Annotated in this window: 21 protein-coding genes; 5 read left to right on the top strand and 16 right to left on the bottom strand. The window is 51.3% G+C overall.

Going from position 1 to position 22,612, the window contains the following annotated elements:
* Nucleotide 1: 1 nt before the first annotated feature.
* From IPJ88_14440 to IPJ88_14405, 8 genes are read right to left on the bottom strand one after another with little or no spacing between them, the layout of a single operon-like run.
* Entirely contained in the window at nt 2–712 is a 711-nt protein-coding gene (locus tag IPJ88_14440) for a CoA transferase subunit A (GenBank protein QQR89386.1), read from the bottom strand.
* A complete protein-coding gene (locus IPJ88_14435; protein ID QQR89385.1) occupies nt 709–1,977 on the bottom strand; it encodes an aspartate aminotransferase family protein in 1,269 nt (422 codons plus the stop codon). The genes IPJ88_14440 and IPJ88_14435 overlap by 4 nt, the downstream gene beginning before the upstream one ends.
* 7 nt (nt 1,978–1,984) lie before the next feature.
* Nucleotides 1,985–2,263, bottom strand: coding sequence for a hypothetical protein (locus tag IPJ88_14430; protein ID QQR89384.1), 279 nt, complete (start codon nt 2,261–2,263; stop codon nt 1,985–1,987).
* Nucleotides 2,260–3,105, bottom strand: coding sequence for a hypothetical protein (locus IPJ88_14425; GenBank protein ID QQR89383.1), 846 nt, complete (start codon nt 3,103–3,105; stop codon nt 2,260–2,262). Before IPJ88_14425 ends, IPJ88_14430 begins: the two co-directional genes overlap by 4 nt.
* Nucleotides 3,092–6,268, bottom strand: a complete 3,177-nt coding sequence (locus IPJ88_14420; protein ID QQR89382.1) for an aminotransferase class III-fold pyridoxal phosphate-dependent enzyme — start codon at nt 6,266–6,268, stop codon at nt 3,092–3,094. Before IPJ88_14420 ends, IPJ88_14425 begins: the two co-directional genes overlap by 14 nt.
* Nucleotides 6,269–6,277: 9 nt before the next feature.
* Nucleotides 6,278–7,129, bottom strand: a complete 852-nt coding sequence (locus tag IPJ88_14415) for a helix-turn-helix transcriptional regulator (GenBank protein ID QQR89381.1) — start codon at nt 7,127–7,129, stop codon at nt 6,278–6,280.
* Between the two features lie 16 nt (nt 7,130–7,145).
* A complete protein-coding gene (locus tag IPJ88_14410) occupies nt 7,146–8,453 on the bottom strand; it encodes a VCBS repeat-containing protein (protein QQR89380.1) in 1,308 nt (435 codons plus the stop codon).
* A gap of 15 nt (nt 8,454–8,468) precedes the next feature.
* A complete protein-coding gene (locus IPJ88_14405; protein ID QQR89379.1) occupies nt 8,469–9,482 on the bottom strand; it encodes a universal stress protein in 1,014 nt (337 codons plus the stop codon).
* A 90-nt stretch (nt 9,483–9,572) separates the two neighbouring features.
* Here IPJ88_14405 and IPJ88_14400 point away from each other — a divergent pair, with 90 nt between their 5' ends.
* Nucleotides 9,573–11,483, top strand: a complete 1,911-nt coding sequence (locus tag IPJ88_14400; protein ID QQR89378.1) for a hypothetical protein — start codon at nt 9,573–9,575, stop codon at nt 11,481–11,483.
* Between the two features lie 15 nt (nt 11,484–11,498).
* Here IPJ88_14400 and IPJ88_14395 read toward each other — a convergent pair whose 3' ends face one another.
* From IPJ88_14395 to IPJ88_14380, 4 genes are all read right to left on the bottom strand, one after another.
* Nucleotides 11,499–12,983, bottom strand: coding sequence for a trypsin-like peptidase domain-containing protein (locus IPJ88_14395; protein QQR89377.1), 1,485 nt, complete (start codon nt 12,981–12,983; stop codon nt 11,499–11,501).
* On the bottom strand, nt 12,980–13,177 hold the full coding sequence (locus IPJ88_14390; protein QQR89376.1) for a hypothetical protein: 198 nt from the start codon (nt 13,175–13,177) through the stop codon (nt 12,980–12,982). Before IPJ88_14390 ends, IPJ88_14395 begins: the two co-directional genes overlap by 4 nt.
* 50 nt (nt 13,178–13,227) lie before the next feature.
* Entirely contained in the window at nt 13,228–14,523 is a 1,296-nt protein-coding gene (locus tag IPJ88_14385) for a PrsW family intramembrane metalloprotease (GenBank protein QQR89375.1), read from the bottom strand.
* 93 nt (nt 14,524–14,616) lie between these two features.
* Nucleotides 14,617–15,669 carry a HAMP domain-containing protein gene (locus tag IPJ88_14380; GenBank protein QQR89374.1) on the bottom strand — a complete coding sequence of 351 codons (1,053 nt, stop codon included), beginning with the start codon at nt 15,667–15,669 and terminating at the stop codon, nt 14,617–14,619.
* Between the two features lie 255 nt (nt 15,670–15,924).
* Here IPJ88_14380 and IPJ88_14375 point away from each other — a divergent pair, with 255 nt between their 5' ends.
* Both IPJ88_14375 and IPJ88_14370 read left to right on the top strand, forming a co-directional pair.
* Nucleotides 15,925–16,182, top strand: coding sequence for a hypothetical protein (locus IPJ88_14375; protein QQR89373.1), 258 nt, complete (start codon nt 15,925–15,927; stop codon nt 16,180–16,182).
* A gap of 6 nt (nt 16,183–16,188) precedes the next feature.
* Nucleotides 16,189–18,858, top strand: a complete 2,670-nt coding sequence (locus IPJ88_14370; GenBank protein QQR89372.1) for a sulfatase-like hydrolase/transferase — start codon at nt 16,189–16,191, stop codon at nt 18,856–18,858.
* Nucleotides 18,859–18,880: 22 nt separating this feature from the next.
* Here IPJ88_14370 and IPJ88_14365 read toward each other — a convergent pair whose 3' ends face one another.
* Nucleotides 18,881–19,117 (bottom strand): hypothetical protein, encoded by a 237-nt coding sequence (locus IPJ88_14365; GenBank protein ID QQR89371.1) that lies wholly within the window; start codon nt 19,115–19,117, stop codon nt 18,881–18,883.
* 20 nt (nt 19,118–19,137) lie between these two features.
* Nucleotides 19,138–19,821, bottom strand: coding sequence for an EamA family transporter RarD (gene rarD / locus IPJ88_14360; GenBank protein ID QQR89370.1), 684 nt, complete (start codon nt 19,819–19,821; stop codon nt 19,138–19,140).
* A 222-nt stretch (nt 19,822–20,043) separates the two neighbouring features.
* On the opposite strand from rarD, the gene IPJ88_14355 reads away from it, so the two are divergent.
* Both IPJ88_14355 and IPJ88_14350 read left to right on the top strand, forming a co-directional pair.
* Complete coding sequence (locus IPJ88_14355) at nt 20,044–20,391, top strand: hypothetical protein (GenBank protein ID QQR89369.1); 348 nt, start codon at nt 20,044–20,046, stop codon at nt 20,389–20,391.
* Nucleotides 20,392–20,406: 15 nt separating this feature from the next.
* Nucleotides 20,407–21,219, top strand: coding sequence for a histidinol phosphate phosphatase (locus IPJ88_14350; protein ID QQR89368.1), 813 nt, complete (start codon nt 20,407–20,409; stop codon nt 21,217–21,219).
* A 64-nt stretch (nt 21,220–21,283) separates the two neighbouring features.
* Here IPJ88_14350 and IPJ88_14345 read toward each other — a convergent pair whose 3' ends face one another.
* Both IPJ88_14345 and IPJ88_14340 read right to left on the bottom strand, forming a co-directional pair.
* Entirely contained in the window at nt 21,284–22,171 is an 888-nt protein-coding gene (locus IPJ88_14345; protein QQR89367.1) for a hypothetical protein, read from the bottom strand.
* A complete protein-coding gene (locus IPJ88_14340) occupies nt 22,147–22,602 on the bottom strand; it encodes a hypothetical protein (protein QQR89366.1) in 456 nt (151 codons plus the stop codon). Before IPJ88_14340 ends, IPJ88_14345 begins: the two co-directional genes overlap by 25 nt.
* Nucleotides 22,603–22,612: the final 10 nt, after the last annotated feature.

Genomic DNA, 22,612 nt, shown 5'->3' with positions numbered 1-22,612 from the left:
TCTATGTCTCCCTTTCGATCAAGTACTCAAAGGGATCGTCATGCGCTGGGACGTGAACGATGCGACTTACAAAAATGCCCGGCAAGTGGATGTCGTCTGGGTCAAGCTCACCCAGTTGCAGGAGCTCGTCGGTCTCAACGTAGCTGTGTTTGGCTGCTGTAGCCATAATGGGTGCAAAGTTTCGGGCGGTACGCCGAAAGCGTAAGTTACCAAAGGTGTCGGCTTGTTGTGCTCGGATCAAAGCAAAGTCTGCAAAAAGAGCATGTTCCAGTAAATAATCGCGCCCTTCAAAGCTGCGTTTTTCTTTGCCTTCTTCAATCACCGTACCGATGCCGGTGGGTGTGTAGAAGGCTGGGATACCGGCGCCCGCAGCACGCATGCGTTCTCCAAACGTGCCTTGTGGACTGATGTTTACCTGCACTTTTTTTGAAGCCATCTGCCGATGTAGCTCGTCGTTGTTGCCAACGTAGGTGCAAATGACTTCTTTGACAATCCCGGCTTTAAGCCAGGTGCTAAGGCCCTTTCCTAAGTTACCCGCGTTGTTGCTGATGAGCGTAAGGTTTTTAACACGCATATCCGGCACCGCTTGAATAAGCGCTTCGGCATTGCCACACAGACCAAAACCACCAACCATGATTCGAGCGCCGTCAAACAAAGCGTTTAGTGTGTGTTCGACGTCGGGCTGAACTTTGTCTAAATGCTTTGCTTTCACGAGAGTACCTCTCTAATGGCTTGCTCGATGATGTCCAGGCCTTCTTTTAGCTCAGTTTGCTCGATACCTAGGGGAGGTGCAAGAATAAGACGTGGACTGTCAAAACGCATATGAAGATGAACATGCTTTTTTAAAAAGCATATCTTCAATGCGGAAAGTTGCTCTTGGGTGCAGTCAAGGTCAATCGCAGCAAGCAACCCGATGCTTCGTGTCTGTATAATGCGCTTTGGAAATTTTTCTTGGATAAGCTGTAGCTGTTTTTTAAGCCATTGCCCTGTTTTATGTGCGCGTGCGTTTAACGCCTCCTGTTCATAAAGATTAAGCGCACACAGGCCTGCGGCCACACCCAAAGGATGGGCGTAGTGGGTTAATCCGCAGAGCAGGGCTTGCTGATCAAAGTGTCTGGCGAGTTTGTCGTGAACCAAAACGGCTCCAAGTGGGGCATATCCGCCAGTAAGCGCTTTACCAATGGTGATCATGTCGGGCACCACGCCATCAAAGTTTTCAAAAGCAAAGGTTTTTCCGGTGCGACCGAACCCTGTCAGCACTTCATCAAAGACAAGCAAGACCTGATGCGTATCACAAGCTTCGCGAATACTTTTCAGATAATCCGGTGGAGGAATAATCACGCCGTTACTCCCTGCAACGGCTTCCAGAAAGACAGCAGCATAGCTCTGGGGCTTGGCAGCTTCAAGAACAGCGGGAATTTGGCTGAGGGGACGATGTGTGCAGTGCTCGGAACGAAGTTCTGCGGGGCAGGCCTTGCATTCGGTATCGAGAACATGAGTCACGCCTTGGAGTAGTGGCTCAAAAGGCGCTCGTCGGTAATCGCCCGTAAGGGACAGTGCCCCAAGACTTGCGCCATGATAGGAACGTATTCGTGACACAAAACCATGGCGGCCAGTGACGAGTTTGGCTATTTTCATCGCGTTTTCGTTCGCCTCGGCGCCACCAAGGGTGAAAAAGACCTTCGAGAAACCAGGCGGACAGAGGGTCAGGAGTTTTCGAGCAAGCGCTTCCTTTTCCGGATACGAAAAGTTGGGCGCTGTGATGCACTGTTTTTGCGCTTGCTTGCAAATGGCTGCTGCAATCTCGTCTCGCCCGTGGCCCAAGTTGCATTGGTAGCTCAGAGCGCCTAAATCAAGCCAGCTGTTTTCAGAGTCATCAAAGAAATGCGCTCCTTTGCCTCCATTGATTTGGATTGGCTTCTGGCCTTGTTGCATCGACCAGGTAAAGAAGTAGGGGTATTGCGATGTGTTATCCAATTAGACCTTATTCAAAATCAAAGTAGTGGGGCCTTGAATGATGGACGCAGCCTGAGGCTGCAAGGGCGTAGCCGCCGCTGAGATCCATCACGATGGCGCCGCAGGTTCGAGACGAATGTGGTTTTTGGGGTGTGGCAAGATGCGAGCAGACACTGCGTGGATAACCTTCATGGGAGCCCAGGGCTTCCCACAGCTCGTCGCTGCTTTGCAGGGTGCTTGTTTTTAATGAATTGCTTAGGCAATTGAAGCGCTCGTGCGACGTGCTTTCTTCTGGCAAAAGGCTCAAGGCGGCAAGCTCTTCATCAAGGCAATGGTTGGTATGGACGAAATAATCGGATCCCCGCTGTAAACGATTTTTTTGAGCTGTCCAGTTGTTTCGATTCCGAAGCATAGCTCAGCGGAGCTCACCATGTAGTGGTGGCCTGAGCCAATCGTAGCGTCCATAATCACATCGCGAGCATCGATAGCTGAGCTTTGTTTCAATGCGGCTCGGACGACTGCAGGCCAAATGGCGCCAACTTTTGCATCCGTGCTGCGAAGGTTGTTGATGGTGATACCCACCCCTTGGCTGTTGAGCCCTGCCATGCCAAGGCAGCCGGTGATGGAAAGTAGCCAACTTGCAGGGGCTTCATTGCTTTCGGGTGTTTTAAGCATCAATACATAGGGTTCGGCCGAGGCGTGCATATCCCAAGTTTGTCCCAAAAGGTTTGCTCGTTCGGTACGGACATTTGCCGCGCTGCAGTCTTCTTGGGAAATGTCGTTTACTTCCAATCGGTATGTTTTCTCGGGCAAGATGGGCGGTAGCGCACTTGGGCGATCCACGTTGTCAACATTGAGATCACGTAAATCAGTGTAGTGGTTGAGCACAACGATGCTGGCGAGCGAAAGGTCGGCTCCTTCGGAAATCCCATAGAGTTCGGCGTAAAGATCAGGCTGCCAACTGTGGAGCAAAGGCAAGTGCTCCTTTGCGAGCTCCATGACTTGCTCGCTGTCAGTAAAACTGCCCAGGGTGATGCAGAGCTCGGTACGGATCTCCGCGATTTCTTTGATAAGATGCCGAAAGCTTTCGCCGTGGATGCGGCCTCGCTCCTTTGGGCTTGCATTGGCTGGATATTCAAGCACTTTCATTGGCAATCTCCTGCAGGCATGCTGCTAAGCAATGTTTAAGCTCTCGTATCTGATCTTGAGAAACATCCAAAGGAAGTGCAAGAGCTAGCGTGCCATTTGCGAAAATTTGGTAATGATAACCCGCTTGGCTCAACGCTTTGGCTATTTTTTCCAGGTGAGGCGACGCTTGCAAAACACGGTAGAGCCCCGCGCCTTTGATCGGTCCCAAGTGACTTTCGAGCGCTTCGCACAGCGTGTTGAGGCTTTTTTGTTTCGGGGCGAGGTCCATTTGCCATGCCTGTTTCAATTGATGTTCGGTGCGAATCAAGCTTAACTCATCACCGTCCCAGGTCGAGACCATCGTAAGAGGCGTGTCGACAAAATAGTCACTCTTGAGATGAATGAAACCAAGTTGAGCTCCGCTCCACCAAGAGCGAATGTCCGGCTGCTTTGACCATCTGCTGGAATAAAAAGCGCCTTGCCCACTTCGGTAGTAGCCACTTGCCGTTTCAACGAGGATGAGTGGCAGGTCGTTTTGCTGACAGAAGTCATACAGACGACTCCAGTCTCTTTCCTGAAGCACTTCGCCGGTGCGCTCCTGGATAGATTCGACAAACACCGCAAAGAGTTTGTGGCTGCCGCCGGCTTCATTAATAACTTCTTTCAAACTCTCGAGGGTATTTTCGATACCGCATTGGTTGGGATGCGCAATCAGTGGCCAATGTTGAAAATAGCTAGGTCCCGCATGATGGACCACAGGATCACTGAGTGAGCGTGCTGCTGCGGTTGTATGACCGAGGTAGGCTCCTTTGAAACTCACGGCAATCTGCGCCTCTTTGCGATGCGAACGCAAGCTTCGAAGGCTTTTGTCGATGCATTCATCGCGCGAGGATGTCAGGTAAAGATGTGGATGCTCTGGGCAGAGCGCGGAAATCCACTCGATAGCTCGTACGACAGCCGGCGTTACGTAGTTACATAAAGTGAGCTTGTTGACGCAAGGGCCGAACAAGGCTCCTTGCTCATAAAGCGTTTGAAGTGCGGGTGGGGGCTTTAAAAAGGGAGTCGATAAGCCAGAACTCAGGGCCTTTAACCTATGTTGATGGTTTTGAGAGTCTTGTGGCTTTCGTCCAAAGCCGCGCAAATGAATCTGATAGTAAAGGGCGCTTGCTTGCTCTTCGTCATATTGATTGCTTAGACGTTCTACTTCGTAAGCACCGAAACGTTGATTCAAATGGCTCATGGCAGCAGTTTGTCCAACGCGGTTTCGCCCTGTTTGGTAGAGATAGCGCGCTTGACCCTGCAGGTCTTTTATATCGCGCGCAATGCAAAGCGTTTTGTGCTTTAGCGCGCGCCCCATGCCGCATCCTTGCCAGTGTTTTCGAACCGTCAATGACTGAACGTATACAGTGTTGTGCCTTCCGAGATTTGGGTCGGTCGCCGGGCCGGGTACCTGCTTTACAGTTTCAAGTGGAACCGCAAGGATAAAGCCAGCAAGCCTGCCCTGAGCATCTTCAGCGACAAGGGCGATGCCATCTTGTTCGGAAAAAGCCTTGCCGAGCGTCTCTCGACTGTCACGCCGCGCCGGCTCGTAGATCTCGGCTTCAAGAGCAAGCATAGCTGGCAGCAGCCTTTCTCTTTCTGAAGAATGAACCTGGCGAATTGAATAACGAGGTTCTTGTCGTTTCTCTAACGCTGTGTCGGGGTTCTGCCAAGAGGGTGCTTCTTGGTGAGGGTGCTCACGCAGCCATTCGAGGCTAAAGCGCATTGAGGCGAACAGAAAAGCAAGCTCTCTCGGGCCAAAGCTTTTGTTGAGTCTGCAGCGTACCGTGCGACTGCCAGCGGCAAAGACCACAACCCCTCGCCAAAAGCGCTGTTTGAGGTAGTTGTGCAGATGCTCTTCGGACGGCAAATCAAAGGCTATCGCATTGCCATGGACTCTGGGGCGCAGCATCAAGTCGGCAAAGGTAGTGCTTAACTGCTCAAGTTCTTTTTCTACTTGCCGTTCGAGCTCTGCGCTGGATTCATCGTTTAGCATTTCCATCGCATGCAACTGTCCTCGCAGTAGCGAAGCGAGGTGAACGGAAGAGGTCTCTCTATCTTCGTAATTGCTAAGCGTGATGCCAAGCTGTGCGCGTTTAGAAAAACAAAGAAGATCTGGATAGTCGGGCTTAGCATTGCGATCGATAAGTTGGAGCTCTTGGTGCCAGAAAAAACGACGTCCTAAGCCAAAGCCGGTCTGAACCTCGTCGACAATAAGTGGAAGGTCGTAGAGCCTGGTGAGCAAGCGCAATGCCTGGAAAAAACGAGCGGAGGCATAGCGTTCGCCTCCCTCGCTTTGCATGGCCTCCACAATGCAAGCAAAAAACTTTCCACTTTCTAAGGCTTTTTGCACTTGCGCGAGTGACTCGAGCTCCGATGCCAGCAGAGTGTCGGCTTTGTGCTTCTCTAAAAGCGAGGCAGCTCCTTCATCAAGTAAGGCAGCTGTAAAATTGGGCTCAGCTACAATGCTGGATGCCTTCTCGGGGCTACACTCCGGAAATGGTGCAAAACTAGCTTCATAACCGAGCACTTCATACGGCCCGCGTTTCTTTGGGTTATGGGTCGCATGCAAAGCCAAAAGGGTGCGGCCGTGAAAGCCTCCTTCAAAGGCAAGAACATGGCGCTGCTTATCGTTCTTTCGATTTACAAAACAGAGACCTAGCGCTTTTTCATTTGCTTCAGCCCCGCTGTTTGAAAAAGACACTGTCTTATAGTGTGGAAGCTGTCGAAGTAGCAGTTGTTTGAAGTCTTCGATGGCTTCGTTTGTATCGTTTGTGTCGGGGTTGATCAGGGCTGCCTGATCAAAGCGGCCATCCACGTAAGCCCGTACTACACGGTCTGCTTCAAACCCAGCGCACAAGGTTGCGGTTTGGCTCATGCCGTCAAGCACCGTGAAGGGCGGATCGTCAATCGAACTCATCCATGCCCCTTTGCTTTTGGCATGACTAAAGACAATCGGCTTTTTTTCTCGAGGCATACGCTCGCCCTGATAGAGGCGCTGTAAAAATCGCGACGAATCAGTGACAACGCCATCCACAGGGAGGCTGCAGTGCATGCTTTTTTGAGGAATGTTTTGAAACGATTGCGCTTCGCTTTTTTCTTCTTTTTGATGCGCGAGTAAAAGTGCCTTAAGGTTTGAAGTCATCAGCTGTTCCTAACCGATGTCGTGGTGAAGTTTGTCTAATAGGGCCGATACCCCGGTGGGCTGAACCGTTGCCGCACAAATCAAGTCGTCAAAGTGGGCTGTAAGCACTCGGATATGTTCACTGCTGTTGAGCACGAAATACTTTTCTCCCAAATAGATGGCCGCGCGCTTCGGACCAAAAATGGTTAAAGGAACCGAAAATTTTTGAAGCGCATCAAAAAGAAACCAACGAAAGGTAGGATAGAGCTCTTGGCAAAGCTCAGCAATGTGCGCGACTTGTTCTTTGCGTGCCCTTTTTGAAAGCCCGCTCCAAATGCCTTCGCCGCGGGCGAGTCCTTCCAAAGCTTGACGCGAGGTGCATACCTCCATGTCGGTTTCGGGACGTCGCTGGTAGCGTAGACGTGCATCTGAAGACTCCTGCTTTTCGTGAGGGCTCATGGCTGAAGAGTCCTGGTACTCGTATTCGATCACTGTCTTTGTTTTGACAATGTCAGGCAGTGTGGCCGGAACATGTCGAATCTTATAACCGGCGGCTTCAGCGTGCCATTTTAGAATGACCGCGTCCGATGGTGTTTGGCCGCCACGTTCAAACTCAATGCTTTGTCGAACGATATCTGTTCCGAGCCGTCCGTCTTGGCTAAGTCCGACCAACCAGTCCACACTGACCTGCTCGGAGTTCGCAATCGCAATCAATGTTTCCATGCGAGGAAGCCGGTCTGTCTGAGGGGAAAGAATTTGTGCCAGTGTCGAGCGATCGATCCCAACCCGGCGTGCGAAGGCCGACCGGCTAAGGTCTGCGCGCTCAATCACGTCGAGAAGACGAGAACGAAACAGCTCAACAGTATCTTGTCTGCTTTGCATCCCATGACACTATTGCCTAAGGTTCCAGCAAGGACAATGGAAAGCTTACGATGTTCCAAGTCATCAATGCCTTGGGGACTTTGTGTTTTAGAATGCTTTGCCGCTTAATTTTGCCACCTTGCCAGCTGTACTGACGGACTTCTCCTTGTTCATCGGCGGCCACGTAGAGTTCGTCTTTTCCATCGTTATCAAGATCGGCAAATAAAGCAGCATGTTCAAAGCCCGAAGATTTTCGATCGATGTTTTTGGTATCCCACTGTTTTTTAGGGTCGGACGATGGTTTAAGAAGCCACAGCCCGCTGCGAAAAGCCGCTGCCACCATCTCCTTTTTCCCATCTCCGTCGATGTCACCGACGCTGAGAAAGCGGCAAAGGCGATCTGGAATGGCTGCTATTCTGATGCCCTTGTCGGCCGGGGTATCTGCATCGAAACGACGGATTTCGACCGGTTCGATGATTTTAGTGCCCTGGCTCGAGTCTTCAGTAAGCGCCTCGACCGCAACGTAAAGCTCGTCTTTGCCGTCGCCATCGACATCATCCACAAGAATTTCTTTTGCGTGCCGGTTTCCTAGATCAGCGACGATGCTTCTTCCTTGATGTTTTTTAGGCACATAGCGTACGACCGACCCATGTTGCGCGCCGCCTTTGAGCTTGTTGGGCTCACTGGGCGTAGAGTAGACTTCAAGTATTCCATCGGAATCGAGGTCCCCGATTTCAATTTCATGAATAAAGGTGTTGGGTTGCTTGTCGAGTTCGGTGACGCTGACATCGTCATTCTTTTTAAAATTAAGCAGGGCAACAACGCCTTGGTCGTGTGTTCCAACAACCAGGTCCGGGTATGGTCCATCGAGGACTTTTGCGTACTCAGCGTCGCGCATACGGTTGAACTTGCCACCAAATTGTTTTTGCCAGAGTATCCTAGCGCTGAACTGTCCCGGAGCGCTTCGCGTCCAAAACTTTACAATAGCCTCGGTGCCGCCAAGTGTGACAATGCCTTCTTTGCCGCTCGGTAGGGTAAACGGGAAGCTTTTGTGAAAGACATTGCTGTCGTTGTCTTCAAGTTGCTCCGTCTTCCAGTCGCCGTCTTGTTGCCACAAGAGATCAAATCGAGCAGGACCAGGTTTGGCCGTGACTTCGCCAGCTTCGTTCGTCACGAACTGGGCATAGCTCAACAAAAGCCCGCGCTGATCGTTTGAGGCAGGGAGAGCTGTTTTCTGCGGCGTGCTCTCATTTTTAATCGCGGCATGCGTTGGTGATGATTGCTTTTTACAACCTGAAGTCATCACTAAAAGACATAGGAAAAACAAGGAGTGATAGCGGGACATGGTATCTCGTCGGGTCTAGTGGTTTTCGTTTTGTCGTACAGCAAGTACCGGACTTGTCGCAATACGTATCACACGTTCGGTAACGCTACCGACCAGTATATCGGCAAGATCGGTTTGGCCGAGAACACCCATCACAATCAAGTCTGCTTTAACCTTTTGGGCTTGAGCATGAATTTGAAGCGATGGACGGCCCGCGCTTACTTCGCATTCAATGTTGATCCCTTCGTTTTGATAGGGAAGTACGGACTCTTCGATCGAGTGTTTTACTTGGCTCTCGAGCTGTTTTTGAATTTCATCGGAACCAGGACCCATCCAAAAAGGAACACGATAGGTATGCATAACATGCAAAGTTGCTTTGGACTCCTTTGCGATGTGGACGGCATGTTCAAGGGCGATTTTTGAGCCAGGGGAGAAATCGATGGCGCATAGCACCGATTTAATCCCAGATTTGGGAGAACGCTTTTCCAGCATCGAAAAATCGATAGCTCCGTCGGTAGCGTACTTGGGATTGGGGCGCGCCGTATAGACATCGCAAGGTGCCAAGCGGACCACGCGCTTTAGGACCGTTCCGACCACAAGGTCGCTTAGGCCCGACTCGCCATGGGTTCCCAGAACGATCATTTCCGCTTTCGTATCCTTAGCCACTTTGCATATGGCTTCGGCAACTGCATGCCGTTCAGCCGGTCGCGCTAAGGATCCCGGTTCTGCGGAGGCGTGAAGTTCGACAACCGCAGCCTCTACGTTAAGTCCATCAAACACGGTTGCGTGGAGCTTGCGTAACTGATCATTCGCCCAGGCGCGGAGTTCCTCGTGTCTTGCTTCTGTGTCTTTGCTGTTATTTTGCAGGACTGCACTAGGATTTACCACAAAGACAAGGCGAATTTGGTAATCCAGCAAGCCTGCCATACGGGCGGCTTGTCGGAGTGCTTCAACCGAGTTTGAAGATAGGTCGGTACAGGCGATGAGCATAGGGCGTTCGTTTGGCATAGGCGTGGCCGTATTTATATCATAGCTTTTTTCCTTGTTCACCGATTGACTGGCGGTTTGCTGGAAATCTGACAAAGTGCTAAAAAGTCGCAATTTAGCGGGTTAAATTTTTCAAGGTAGAATTCTCGGCGGATGAGCGTAATTTTCAAGCATACACAAAGCATCAGACGGGCATGTTTTTGGCTGTGCTTGTGTTTGTTTTTTCATCCTCTTTGCAAATCGATTGCGTTGGCGCAAGGCAAGGACCTTCCTGAATGGCGCCAAGTTCTTGCCCTAAGTCGCTTTAACGCACGTCTTACTGCCGTGGCGGCTGACCCTACCGATCCAAGAAGGATTTACGTGGGAACAGAGTTAGGAACGGTCTTCAAAACCGAGGATGGTGGGGTTGTCTGGTCGGAACGAGAGATTTTTCCATACAGCAACGGTAACTATCCAGCGATTCCGTTGGCAGAGCCCACCTATATGACGGGTTATGGGTTCAACCTTAAACGTGCTCCGTTCATGGTGCTTGGTGTGGATCGCGAAATCGTGCGTCGAACTCCTTACGATGTGGGCACCTCGCTTTGGCTTAGCGTGCGTCCGGACGTAGTCCATCGTAATTTACCTTCCACTGTGCGCTCTGGAAACGGCGATGAAACGCTACTGAAAGATGAATTTGCTAAATCCAGGGATCCAAAGATGCCGGTTATCGCGATGGCGGTATGTCCAGGAGCTACCCTGCCGTTAATCGTTGCCACAAAAAAACATATTTTTGGCTCTTTTGATGACGGAGAGACCTTTATAAGGGTGTTTGGCGTTCCTCTGAAAAATAACATCACTTGGATTAATTGCTCATCTTCTGAACCAAACGAAATGGCCGCCACCACCGATATGGGGCTTTTTCGCTCGCGAGATGGCGGCGTGAGTTGGGATGAAGATGTGCTTTTTTGGCCAGGTCGCGAAGCGCTTTCTGTAACTTATGCCGCAGGACTTGATGGTCGGGAAACCATCTACGTCGCAACGGGCGGTCGTTTGTACAAGGGTGCGCTCGATGAGTGGGATAGGCAGAGTTGGAAATACCCGACTTATTACAAAGTTTATTACACCCCTTGGGCGAACGTTAATTGGGCAACGGCTACCGACGATGGGGTGATTTGGATTGGCACCAGTGAGGGCGTGCGTATATCGCGCGACGGGGGAGATAATTGGGACATTGGTGGCAATTCGATGTACGAACGTGAGTCTATTAAACAACTGGTTCATGGTCGAGATGACAGTGGCAAAGAAATGATCGCCATCGTAACCGACCGCCGCGGGTATGCCGTGGATAATGAAGGGACGGGACACCTTCCTTTCCACGAAGGTTTTTCCCTTAGGAACATTCATCGTGTGGCCACCATTCCCTCAGCGGAAGGTCAAAAGGGCAAGTGGTGGGTTCTTACTGGCAGCGAGCTATGGACAAACGTTAAGATGAACGCCCGTCGCAACCCTTCTCGAAGCGACTTCATGCGTTGGGCCAAGCTGAGACAACGATTTACCCCGCCACTTTCGGTATTGATAGATACCGTTTATGAAAATTTTGGTGTCTCCGCGAACCAAATGGCAAAAATGTTTCGTGACTCATGGCGCGGCACCTATTTGCCTAAAATAGATATTCAAGCGGAGTATCGCCAATTCGACTGGGATCGAAATAAAGTAGTTTCCATTACTGCTCCGGCTATCATTGATAGCAATATAGCAAGAAACGATTTTTTCTTCGTATTCCAGCTTCATTGGCGTCTTGGTGAACTTGGTTTCTCAGACCATACAACGCAGTTTATGAAACACCGTGCAGCGTTTGATAAAGTTCGCTCTCAGCTTCGCGAAACCATGGAAGACTCATGGTATGAACGAGAGCAACACCTAAAGACGCTGACGATGGGGCAAATTGATCCCTTCCAAAGCGAAGTCTTGCGCACGCGTATCGAATGTCTTGAGGCACTTTTTGAAGTATGGACCCGAGGCAAGTACTGGAACTCGGCGCTTGAAGCTGCGCAGAATCCCTCTCAATCGTTTTCCAATTAAAAGATCAATGTTTATTTAGTACGCAATTGGCTCCCAGTAGGTCACTTTGACTTTGCCGAGATTAACCTTTTTCGCACTTGCTGCGATATGTGCCTTTAAATAGACGGGTCGAAAGGTTGGCTTATATCCCGCGACGGGCAGACTCTTACCTTGAGGCAAGTTGTGAACCACAAAGTCACCGGAGCGATTCGTTCGTGCTTGCCCAAGCAAGTGTACTTCAAACTGAGTGCGCCCAATTTCGCCACGCAGGAATTCTCCCAACAGCCGTTCCATATTGGTGCCTGGTTTGCCCACGTTGACCATGGCTCCACGCAGCGGCTCGCCGGTGATTGCGTGAACGAGCCGACCGGTGAGGGTAGCTCCGTTGCCGACTGGCTTGCCAGGAACTTTCGAGAAGGTTTCAGAATACCACGGTAAGTTACCGTCAACACGTGCGTTTTTCCTTGCAGAGCTGCTGTCCGTTCGAATGCTATAAGCCAAAGCGTTTTGTTTGCTTTTGGATACATCGACTTGAACAACCGAATTAGCCGGATCGTTTTCTTCAATTTTAACCGAGCCCTGGCCTTTGCGGAAGACTTGTCCTTTTGGACTGATCAGTTGCATGGCCAGTTTTGGATTGGTGTAGACGACACTTGGCCGGCGTTGCGGCGCAATGAAAAAGTGCTTTTGGGCTTGCTCCGGCCCATCGCCCTCCGCTAGCTCATTGATCTCGCCAGCGTCCGGTAGGCGAGGAATCCCTTCGACGGTTGTTTCTGTGATATGGCCGCGACGCAAGGCTTCTAGCCAAGCTGATGGAATGCGCTCAACAGGGCGGGCACGGTCGAGATTGGTTTTGTCCCCGCCATTGACGAGTGTTCCCGTGGCAATGCCAACGATTTCTCCAAATGAATTGAGAACCATACTACCCGCCATCGTCGTCGGTAGCTTTCGATCAAAACTGAGCCAAGCAAGACGTCCCAACTGGCTTCGATCGACATTGGTGATTGAAATCTCCATGATGGCGGGTGGACGATTCTCATTGCTAAATCCAGCAACCCAGACGCGAGAGCCTCGGCCAATCGCACGCGTTTGACCAAAGTTTAGGGCTGGAAACACCATCCAGTCTTGGATCGAGCGACCATCGAGCGGTGCCATAATGCGCAGTAGAGCAAGGTCGGTGCGAATGTCTCCGGCGACCACGCGAGCTATCCACCTGCTCGGTACATCGCCGTTAGGTGGATAAATTTCAATCTCGTAGCGGTTGGATTTGCTGTAGAAGGATCCCGGCACCCCTGTGGCGCCATTAATAGGCCCAATCGAATGAAAAGCGGTGATGAGATAGCCGCGTTGATCAATCATGGCAGCCGAGGCGCCTTCTGGTACGCCACGGGTGGCTCGAATGTAGGCGGCCGAAGGAAAGGCTCTTGATGTGAGGCGAGCACTCGAGTCCTGAGCCGTCCCGTTTTGAAGGAAGCTGCCGAGCAGAAGAAAACAAAGGATACTTTTTTGTAGCGTTTTCATGGTTCGAGTTTGACCCCGGAGAGCACCTCATGGACCAACGCGATGTCGTCCTCGCTCTGCGAAACTGGCGACATCACATGTAAATAGTAAGCGTCCGATTTGCTGTTGAGCACGACAATATCGTAGCCGGCAAATACGACTGGTAAATCGCTTCCGCTCATCTCCTCTGGGTCGGGTTCTTCGATTTGTGCCACAAAAGCCCATAAACTATCCGCCCCTCCGAAGGCTTTTTTGCTTTCTTCTCTTATGACGCGGAAACTGGGATTCGATTCAATTGTTTTCGGACAACTAGAGCAAGTTCATCGCGTAGAAAGTTGATTGAGGCAGCCTGTTCCCGAAGAGGAATCTTAGTCACAGTTAGACTGGGTCCAAACTGATCGAGTGAACTCTGCTCTGCATGAAAACCACCGGGGATCTGACGAACCGTCCACCGTGCAGGCAGTTCAAAATGCACTTTCCCTCCCAGAAAACTAATATCCTTTGAAGGAATAGCGACATAATCACGGAAGCTCGCCGCGGCAATAAGAGGAACGAGCACGGCAACCCAAAGTAAGGGATCGACAAAGCGAGGCGCCCGAAAAGAGTCGTAGCTGCGTTTTGGATGCGGACCCTCGTCGTGGCGAATGCCTGAAAAACTTTCCACGCTTAGGCGTGCTGTTATGATATCGATAGCAATGAGCACTAAAGCAGCCACAGAGGCCGAGACTGCCAATGTCATCCATGGTTTGTAGTCGCCGCCCTGGATGCCAGCGATCATGGACAAGTGTTTGAATCCGCCGTTGACTAGAGCCGAAATCAAAAAAGTGCCGCCAACCCACAACTGTTTGTGTTGCTGCCAAAAACGCGCTCGAGCCATGCCGTAACCCAAAATGGTTGATGCAGCGACGTGGATCAACGAGTGCGATGCCATGGCGACTGCTGCGCTGTAGGGCACCATGCCGTGTGCACGAACGGCAAATTCGATGTTTGAAATGGTGGCGATCCCAAGACCGGCCGCTGTGGCGTAAACAACCCCGTCCAGAGGTTCGTCAAATTCGCGCGTGAAATAGACTGTGTATCGGACTGCAATGTAGACGCACAGTTGCTGCACCACTCCGATGACCGCCACGGCGCTTATCCAAGGACCAAAAGGAGGGATGTAGCGCCAGGATTCAACCCCAAAGGCGTTGTGAATGAGTACATGGCCGACACCGTGGGAAAGTAGCCCGCCTAACAAAAACACACCCATAACGAGAGACAGTGGCTCTGGCTCCACGCGATCAAGGCGGTAGATGTAGTTCATCCAAATCAAAGCCGGAACGAGGGCCATGCTCAATGTAGCTGGCCAGTTTAAGGCCTTCGGTTCCGTACCCCAAAACCAGGCAACGGCAGCAACCAAGATGGCCAAAAAAGCGATTTCAAACAAACCCATGCGGCCCCAGCGTGAAGCCAGGCTATTGAAGGCTCGTTGATGATGTTTTTCACAAAAAAACCGGCCGCCGAGTTCTCGTGCGTCGGCGTCTTCGAGTGGCTTATTGCAAACGCAGCAAATTTTTTCCACGGGACCTTTCGTCTTTCAGGATTGCATTGAACAGGCTCTGCTTATCGCTTCGCGACCATGGGACAATCCCTTGTCTTTGACCCGATTTTTAGTTCAGATCTGCCGTAACAGCAAGACCTGCGCATCGGATGTTTCAAGCTTAGCGTGCTCGGCCAACCATTTCCCTTGGCCTGCGCCGTTTCCTGCCATAATGACTTCAGGACCGAGGGTTATGCCCTTGAGATGACTGTTTTGCGAAGGGTCTTTGGTAAATAGCTCTTGCGGCAGAGATTGTCCCCGTACAGGCCTTGACAGTTGCAGCAAATTGATAGCTCGGTTGTTTGCAAAGATAATCTTTTGCTTCGAGTTTAACGTGACAACCCCATGTTCGATACGCTCAAGCGTTGCTGTAAGTTGGCGGTTTTCCTCTGCCAGGTCTTGTATCGATTTTTCGGTACGGTCAATAATGCGATTAACCGTTCTGGCAATGTGTCCGATTTCATCTTTGGAATAGATAGGCACGCGACCTTGCCCCAGATTGGCAATATTACGCGCTGAATCGGCAAAGTGTCGAATCGAACGGGAAACAAAATGGCTCACGACAAAAGCAAGGAATAACGCAGCTACAATAGATAAGATGTTCGCAAGAATTAATTTAGAACGCAACTGAGCTAACGCAAGTTTGATTTGTGATAGCGGCGCAGCAATTCGCGCAACACCTAGGTGTTGCGCTCCTTGGTCGATGGGGACAGCGACATAAAGCATGGACGAGTCAATTGTCGCGCTCCGGCGGCGCGCGACACCAAACCCACGACGAAGGGCTGCTCGAAATTCACTTCGGGTACTGTGGTTTTCTGCCTGCCGCAAGTCCGCTTGGCTCAGTTCAGAGTCAGCGAGCAGCGTTCCGTTAAGGCCAATAATTGAAACCCGTGCTTGGGCAGCGTGAGCTACTTCCTGACTGACTTGCGAGAGCTTTTCTGCGTCATACAGAAGCGCCTCGGAAGAGGCACGCGCACTTAGTGCACGTGCTTGCCTCTTAAGTTCGGTCTGGATGCGTTCGACCAGCGATGCCTCGAGCTCGCTTTGCAAATAGAAATTGCTTACCACCGTGACTGTTAGGACCAACACCACTGAGCCCAAAAACAGCTTGCCCCGCACTCCGATCATCGATGCCCCCCCGGAACGAAATGTTTCCGGAAAGTAACAGAGCCTGGGCACGAATGCGAGCCAGCGCCTGTTTAACCAAAAAAACATGGGCTTTTTCCGAAATAGATTGCGGAAAAACAGCTTTCATCGCACCGGGGCGACAATTGCCCGGGGGTATCGTCAGGACTAGAAATCCTCGTCGGCGGGGTTTTTATACCGCCGTTCATTCTTGGACGGTCTCTTTACCCGCTGAGCGGCTCGGGTTAAACCGCCGCCATGAACTTCTTGTCACGAAAAACAATTCTTCTTGGGGTTAAGGTTTTCTTCTCTCTGACGATGCTAACGGTGATCTTTCGCAAAGTTGTGCTGCGAGACGGTGCCGATGTGCTTTGGGAGCAGCTTGCTAGCCTAAGCATGCCTTGGTTTATCGTTTCGGTGCTGATGATGCTGTGCGCGGTAGCTTGCAGCGTGGCGCGTTGGGGCACCTTGTTGCGAGGGCAGGGCATTCATGCGCCATGGCGTTTTTTGTTCTGATCCTTTTTGATTGCGCGCTTCTGGGGAGCATTCACTCCGGGAGGTTTCACAGGGCTTGGTGGCTGGCGCATCTATGACATCACCAAGCAAACCGGCAAAGCGGCGCGCGCCACCGCCACCATCGGCATTGAGATGATCTTGGGTCAGCTTGCCTTTGGCGCAGTGGTGATGGCTGCTTCGATTTATGGTATCTCTTTTCTTGGCTTCAAGGGCGTTCTCCTCATTAACGCCTTTTTTGTATGTTTAATGGCTGCAGGCCTTACGCTGCTGGCAAAACCTCAACTTTTTCGTTTTTTTGCCAAGCTGCTACCAGCTGCTTTGCGAGCGCGCATTGCGACCTTGGTTGATGCGGTCTGTGCTTATCACGGCAAGTTCAAGCTTTTGATGAATGCTTTTTTGTGGGGGATTGGCACGCACGCTTTTAACAACTTGGTATACGTAAGCGCCGCCCATGCACTTGGTGTCGAGCTTAGCGTGGGAGTTGTCTTTTTCGCTTCGTCTCTACAAATCTTTGCGACGCTGCTGCCCGCTTCGATCAATGGTATTGGTTTACGCGAAGCTGCTGCGGTAGCGCTGTACACACGTATGGGCATTGCTGCTTCGCAAGCGGTGCTGATCCCGATTGTTGGTTTTGCAGCAGAGATGTTGGTCTCTTCGGTGGGCGGTATCTTGTTTGCGATGCGTAAGCCTTCCTTCAAGGCAAGCATTCAAGTGGATGACCAAGACCGAGAAGAAGCGCTTCTTCCGCCAGAGGCAGTAGACGAGCAGTTGCCGCCGCCTGAACCTTTTAAAGAGCTTTGGCTTGGTTTAAGTGCTGGTTTTTGGGCTGGAATTACCGTGGGTTTGCTTGAGGCACTGGTTGTCACTCTCAGTGGCGCGGCCTTTTCGCCACGTCTTTTCGCTTATGGGGCTCTTGTCTATGGCGTGTTTGGCAGCGCAATGGGTGCTGGCGTCGGTGTGTGTATGGCTTACGTGGATCGTTTTCAAAAACGCGCCGCGGTTGCCCTGGAAAAGAGACACGCCTTTTTCTATGCATCGGTTGTCTCATTTCTGGTGTTTGCACTTGGCGCGTTTCGTGTGCGCCGGGATGTGTTCGAGGAGCAACTTGTTTGGAAAAGCCCAAAGGGCTTGCTCGCGGCGATGCTTTGCGCCCTGGCAGCCGTCGTGCTGTTTTATTTGCTTCGCTTCGTTTGGGCAGCGCTGCAGCGCGTTCTTGGCAAAGCCGTGCAAAGCCTGTGGGCAGTTCCGGCCATGGTGTTCATCTTTGCGCTCCTCATTGCGGCGCTTGAGCCTTCGATGCAGCGCTATGTTTCCCATAAAGAAAATCAGCAGACTGTTGAAGATGCCAGCCAAAAGAACGTGCTTTTCATTGTCGTCGACACCTTGCGTGCCGATCGTTTGCCCCTCTATGGCTACGGCAAAGTAAAAACCCCCCATCTCGACGCTCTGGCCAAAGATGCGGTGCTCTTCAAACATGCTTTTGTTAACGCCTCATGGACCAGACCAAGCTTTGCTTCGATTCTAAGTGGTCGTTTGCCCTCAAGCCACGGTGTGATGGCTAAAAGCGATGCACTGCCCGACGCGCTTACTACCTTGCCAGAGGGTTTTCAGTCGGCTGGCTGGAGCACTGCGGGTTTTGTGACCAACTACAACGTGGCCCCCTATTTCAACTTCCACCAAGGCTTTGACAACTACCAGTATCTCGAACCGGATTTCGTGCTCGGAGCGGATGATGCAGCGGCAAAACTATTGCTGGTGCAGTTTCTAAAACAAAAGATTGAACGTTTTCGAGCCATGCGCGGCACGGTTGAAACCGGAACGGCGTATCAAGACGCAGGTGTTGTGAACAAACACGCACTGCAGTGGCTGAAACAAAAGCCAGCGGCTCCGTGGTTCTTATTCCTTGCTTATATGGATCCTCATGACCCGTATTTCGAGCACCCTTACAATGGAAAAGGCTATGCCCGTGCGGCTCATCCCAAGCCGCAAAGCGACGAAGCTGATGCTCTAAGCCAGCTTTATAATGGTGAAATCGAGTACTGGGATGCACAATTTGGCAAACTTATTGCTGAGCTCAAACAACAAGGTCTTTACGACAAATTAACAATTGTGCTTACCGCTGATCACGGTGAAGAGTTTGCCGAGCACGGGGGCTTCTGGCATGGCACAACACTCTATGATGAACAGCTTCATGTGCCGCTGCTGGTCAAGCTTCCGAACAATGAAAAAGCAGGGCAGAGCATCGAGCATTGGGTGCAAAGCATCGACTTGATGCCAACGCTGCTTAGCCAGTTTGACATCGCGTTGCCCAAAGGTGTGCAGGGCGGCAATCTTTTTGAAGGCACCGATCTAATATACGCCGAAGAATCCCATGAGGGTAACGTTCTTCAAGCCTTGCGTGAGCGCAAAGATTTCCAAGAACTCAAGCTCATCGAAGCCAACAAGAACAACCCAAGAGGATTGCCCGAGTTTGAGTTTTTTCGTCTTGAAGAAGATCCAAACGAGCAACGCAACTTGGCTGAGCAAGAGCCCGAGCTTGTGGCTGAGTTTAAAACAGCGATCAAAGAAAACTCCGAGAAAGCCAAACATGCTGCTGTTCGTAAACAACCTGTTGATGTCGAACACAACGCCCAAGCTGCGCAGCGCCTACGCGCCCTCGGCTACGTCGCTGAGTAGATCGGGACAAAAGGGGCACTCTCTAGTGTGTCTTTTGATTCTGTTGTTCCAAGAGATAGGCGCTGCGTGTATCGTAGGCGTAGAGAAAAAGAGCTAGCCAAATAAAGATGAAGGTAAGGAGTTTGGCCGGACTCAGCGCCTCTTTGAAAACGAGCGCTGCCAAAAGAAACTGGCAAGTTGGGGCGAGGTATTGAAAAATACCGATGGTGGAATAGCGCAGTCGTTTCGCGCCAATGTTAAACCACCACAGTGGCAGCACCGTGATGATGCCAGTAAGCGCTAAAAGAGATTATTATGCGAGCTGTATCCAAAAGCGCCAACCCCTTGTTGATGCACTCGGAAAAGAAAGATTGTCGCCAGAGGACTTAGCGCTATCATTTCGACTGCCAATCCAACGATGGGTTTAATCGCGGTTTGCTTGCGCACCAAACCATAGGTGCTGAAGGTCAGTGCCAAGCATAGAGCAATCCACGGTAGCGCATTGAGGCGCAACGCAAAGTTGAGCACGCCTGCTGTTGCAAGTGCCACAGCGATCCATTGTTTGGGCCGAAGAGTTTCGCGCAGCACCACAGTGCCCAAGAGCACATTCATCAGCGGCGTCATAAAATAACCAAGACTGCTTTCAAGTACACGGTTTTGATTGACTGCCCAGATATAAACCAGCCAGTTGACGCCAAGTAGTGTTCCGGTGGCGCAAAGGATGCATGCTGTGCGCCATTGAAAGAAGACTTTGACCAACTCCGGTAGGCGACGCTGAAGAGTGAGCCAAATAAGGCAAAAAGCAGCAGACCACACGATTCGGTGAGCGACAGCTTGCGAGGAAGGCACGCCCTGCAATTGCTTCCAGTAAAGAGGCAAGAGCCCCCAAGACAAGTACGCAAGAAGAGCGAGCGCAACTCCGATGGCGCGCTCGTCGTGTGGGGAGCGAGGTGATAGGCTCTGCTTGATCGCTGCCAAAGACATTGGGCGCTTTTAGCATAAGCTGTCTTTTTCGGTAGATCGCGCCGTGTCAAATCATGGCCATAGAGCTTGTTGGGATTCGTCCATGATGGCTGTCCTAGTGATAACACGGTGCTTTACCACAGTGTTTTTTCTGCGAGACAGTACTTAAAGGACCAGTGAAAAGATGGTATACACCGTGCGGCAGCTAATGTGGGCTTGGTCCTTGGCATGGAGGAGAGAACGATGACGATGTGGCTTTCAAAACGAACTAGCTTGGCTAAGATTTTGGGTGTGACTTTGATGCTGATCGCTCCTGCTGCTTTAGCATTTGCTCAGGATGCCGGCACGGACGCAGATGTCATCGATGACGGCGGCATCACAGGCAATCCGGATGCTGCGGTGGATGATGGCGGAACCGGCTCAGGAGATGCCGGAGCCGACAGCGGCACACTCATTCCTCCTGGCGTTGGTGGATCAAGCGGTGGCGCTTGCAATTGCGCAGTAAGCGCAGCGCAAAGCCAAGCTCAGTTTTCCTCGATGTGCTTTACCCTTGCGGCAGCGGCGTGGTTAATTCGACGTCGTCGTCAGTAGTCTGGAATCGAGCATATGGCCTCACATCCAACACAGGCCTTTGATCTCGATCGCATTGGCGGACGCAAAGCCTTCGCTGAGCTAATCGATGAAGTGCTAGCGTGCGGCGAAGATGCCTTAGGCCTTTACCGCGCAGGCGCAGCAAAACGCACCCAGAAAAAACCAGATCGCAGCCCAGTCACGGAAGCTGACAAAGCTATTGAAGAGCGGCGTCGTGCCTTTCTGTCGCGCAAGTTTCCTCAGGCAGGTTTTCTGGGAGAAGAGAGTGGTAGCGCAAAGGGTAGTGGGCAGGAACTGCGTTTCGTGCTCGATCCTATTGATGGCACGCGCGCCTTCATTCGCGGGATACCCACCTGGTCGATTTTGCTAGGGCTTGAATATCAGGGCGATGCGGTGCTAGGCGTTGCCTATCAGCCAGCGACCGGTGATCTTTTCACTGCAGTGACCGGCGATGGTGCTTACGGCAACGGCAGACCGATGCATGTCTCGAACAATGCATCGCTTGAGGATGCCCTGATCGCGCATGGCGCCCTGGCTCAGTTTACCGAAAGCGGCTTCACCGATTGGATGAAGCGCCTTGCCGAATGCAGTTACTCTCAGCGCGGCATGCACGATTTTGAAGGCTACCGAAACATGTTGCTTGGTAGCGCCGATGCGATGGTTGATCCCGGCGTCATGCCGTGGGACGTTTGTGCTCCAGCCGTGCTCATCCGTGAAGCAGGCGGCTCTATCACGGGCCTTCATGGACAATCTTCTATCTACGAGGGTGGTGTCATCGCTTCCAACGGCCACCTCCACAACGCACTGATAAAAGCGCTCAGCGCGTAACAATGCTTTGATGACTGGTGCTTGCCTTTAGGTAAGCCGAGTACATCGGCTATGGACCAAGTGACTAGTTTGTGCCGCACATCGTTTTAACCACTGGGCATGATGTGGCGTATGGTCCATTGATTTGCGATGCGATGTTTTGGGAAATCGTAGGCCATGAAACATTCGTATCAACTAACCCCTCAAAAAGTACGCGTTTTATCATCTCTTCTGTTGTTGTTTTCAATGCGTTTGCAGCGGCAGCGAACACTCCGGGAGTCCTGGCTAAAGCCCACGCCAGATTAATTTTTGATAAAGCATCTGCTTGCGGTTTAGTTAGTCCGACGCCAACCCCATAGGCAGCGGTTGGAGTTGGGACCCATGGTTGTCCACCAGTATAGCCACGAAGCTCCCCGCTTTCATTGACGCAATACGATAAGCAAACATGCGGCGTTCGAACATATTGTTTTACGTGTGCAAGAGTAAGGTTGTCGGTTTTTATGAAACCACTTCTCTCGAAGTTTAGGATGGTAGGAGTAAGAACTATAGCACTCGTGGCCAAAGTAGGTATCGCAATCGCAGTTTGACCTATCTGTGCCAGTTCAGTCGCCGAGGCAGCTGCAAATGCAATAAATACTTTTCTTTGCCCAGCATCTGTAGAGGGAGAAAGAATTGCTTCGAGATTGTTAGATCGCCCACCCAATGCCACTCCCAATTGCGATGAGACAGCTGCGGTAACTTCTCCAAGCTCTCCAAAATCAAACAACTCACCGCTATGCGCAATAAAATGGATGGGATCCTTTGTTTGATTATCTTGCGATTGTACAATATGAAGTCCACGAAGTACGAACTCTTGTGTTGTGATCTGTTCATGCAGCTGTTCAATGTACGCCTTAGTAGAGCTTAGACCCCAAAGCTGGCCTGTGATTTCATCTGCTGAAAGCTTCGTTAGACGATCAAACTCAACAAACATAGACTTGGCGCAAGCGCAAGCTCCTCAACAGCGCCATAGTACGTCACCGTGCTATCGATAATATTATCGCGAATCTGCCAGGGAACATAGCTCACCCCTACAGGCGCGCTCTCAAGCTGTGCAAGCAGTTCGATTGCCCGCTCTTTTGTGAGCGTGCCGGCATTAAACTCTGCCAATAGCCCTTCAGCCGCTGTAGTGCACGGCGGACTACCAGCGCACCAGACAACAGCAGATGCAGCTATTAAAAGCAGCACCCCAACAGCGAAGTCTCCACGGTGGAAAAACGAGTGGCCGGCTTCCTCGAGTTGAATACTTAACGAAGCGGTGTTTGCTGACTGGTTTTCTTCAAAGCTAGATCCGCCATCCACCAAACAACCGCTGTTGATGACAATAACGATAACAAGCAAGGCCGAACATATCGACTTAAGCATATCTATTTAT

The organism is Myxococcales bacterium, from assembly GCA_016699535.1.
Taxonomy (GTDB): domain Bacteria; phylum Myxococcota_A; class Polyangia; order Polyangiales.
The sequence above is the reverse complement of the archived record's forward strand: the minus strand, read 5'-3'. Positions and strand labels throughout refer to the sequence as shown.

What these genes read in the sequence shown, in the direction of transcription:
- IPJ88_14425 (QQR89383.1), bottom strand. Translation starts at nt 3,105, where the DNA reads ATGAAAGTGCTTGAATATCCAGCCAATGCAAGCCCAAAGGAGCGAGGC.
- IPJ88_14420 (QQR89382.1), bottom strand. Translation starts at nt 6,268, where the DNA reads ATGACTTCAAACCTTAAGGCACTTTTACTCGCGCATCAAAAAGAAGAA.
- IPJ88_14415 (QQR89381.1), bottom strand. Translation starts at nt 7,129, where the DNA reads ATGCAAAGCAGACAAGATACTGTTGAGCTGTTTCGTTCTCGTCTTCTC.
- IPJ88_14410 (QQR89380.1), bottom strand. Translation starts at nt 8,453, where the DNA reads ATGTCCCGCTATCACTCCTTGTTTTTCCTATGTCTTTTAGTGATGACT.
- IPJ88_14400 (QQR89378.1), top strand. Translation starts at nt 9,573, where the DNA reads ATGAGCGTAATTTTCAAGCATACACAAAGCATCAGACGGGCATGTTTT.
- IPJ88_14395 (QQR89377.1), bottom strand. Translation starts at nt 12,983, where the DNA reads ATGAAAACGCTACAAAAAAGTATCCTTTGTTTTCTTCTGCTCGGCAGC.
- IPJ88_14380 (QQR89374.1), bottom strand. Translation starts at nt 15,669, where the DNA reads ATGATCGGAGTGCGGGGCAAGCTGTTTTTGGGCTCAGTGGTGTTGGTC.
- IPJ88_14375 (QQR89373.1), top strand. Translation starts at nt 15,925, where the DNA reads ATGAACTTCTTGTCACGAAAAACAATTCTTCTTGGGGTTAAGGTTTTC.
- rarD (QQR89370.1), bottom strand. Translation starts at nt 19,821, where the DNA reads ATGTCTTTGGCAGCGATCAAGCAGAGCCTATCACCTCGCTCCCCACAC.
- IPJ88_14355 (QQR89369.1), top strand. Translation starts at nt 20,044, where the DNA reads ATGACGATGTGGCTTTCAAAACGAACTAGCTTGGCTAAGATTTTGGGT.
- IPJ88_14350 (QQR89368.1), top strand. Translation starts at nt 20,407, where the DNA reads ATGGCCTCACATCCAACACAGGCCTTTGATCTCGATCGCATTGGCGGA.
- IPJ88_14345 (QQR89367.1), bottom strand. Translation starts at nt 22,171, where the DNA reads ATGTTTGTTGAGTTTGATCGTCTAACGAAGCTTTCAGCAGATGAAATC.
- IPJ88_14340 (QQR89366.1), bottom strand. Translation starts at nt 22,602, where the DNA reads ATGCTTAAGTCGATATGTTCGGCCTTGCTTGTTATCGTTATTGTCATC.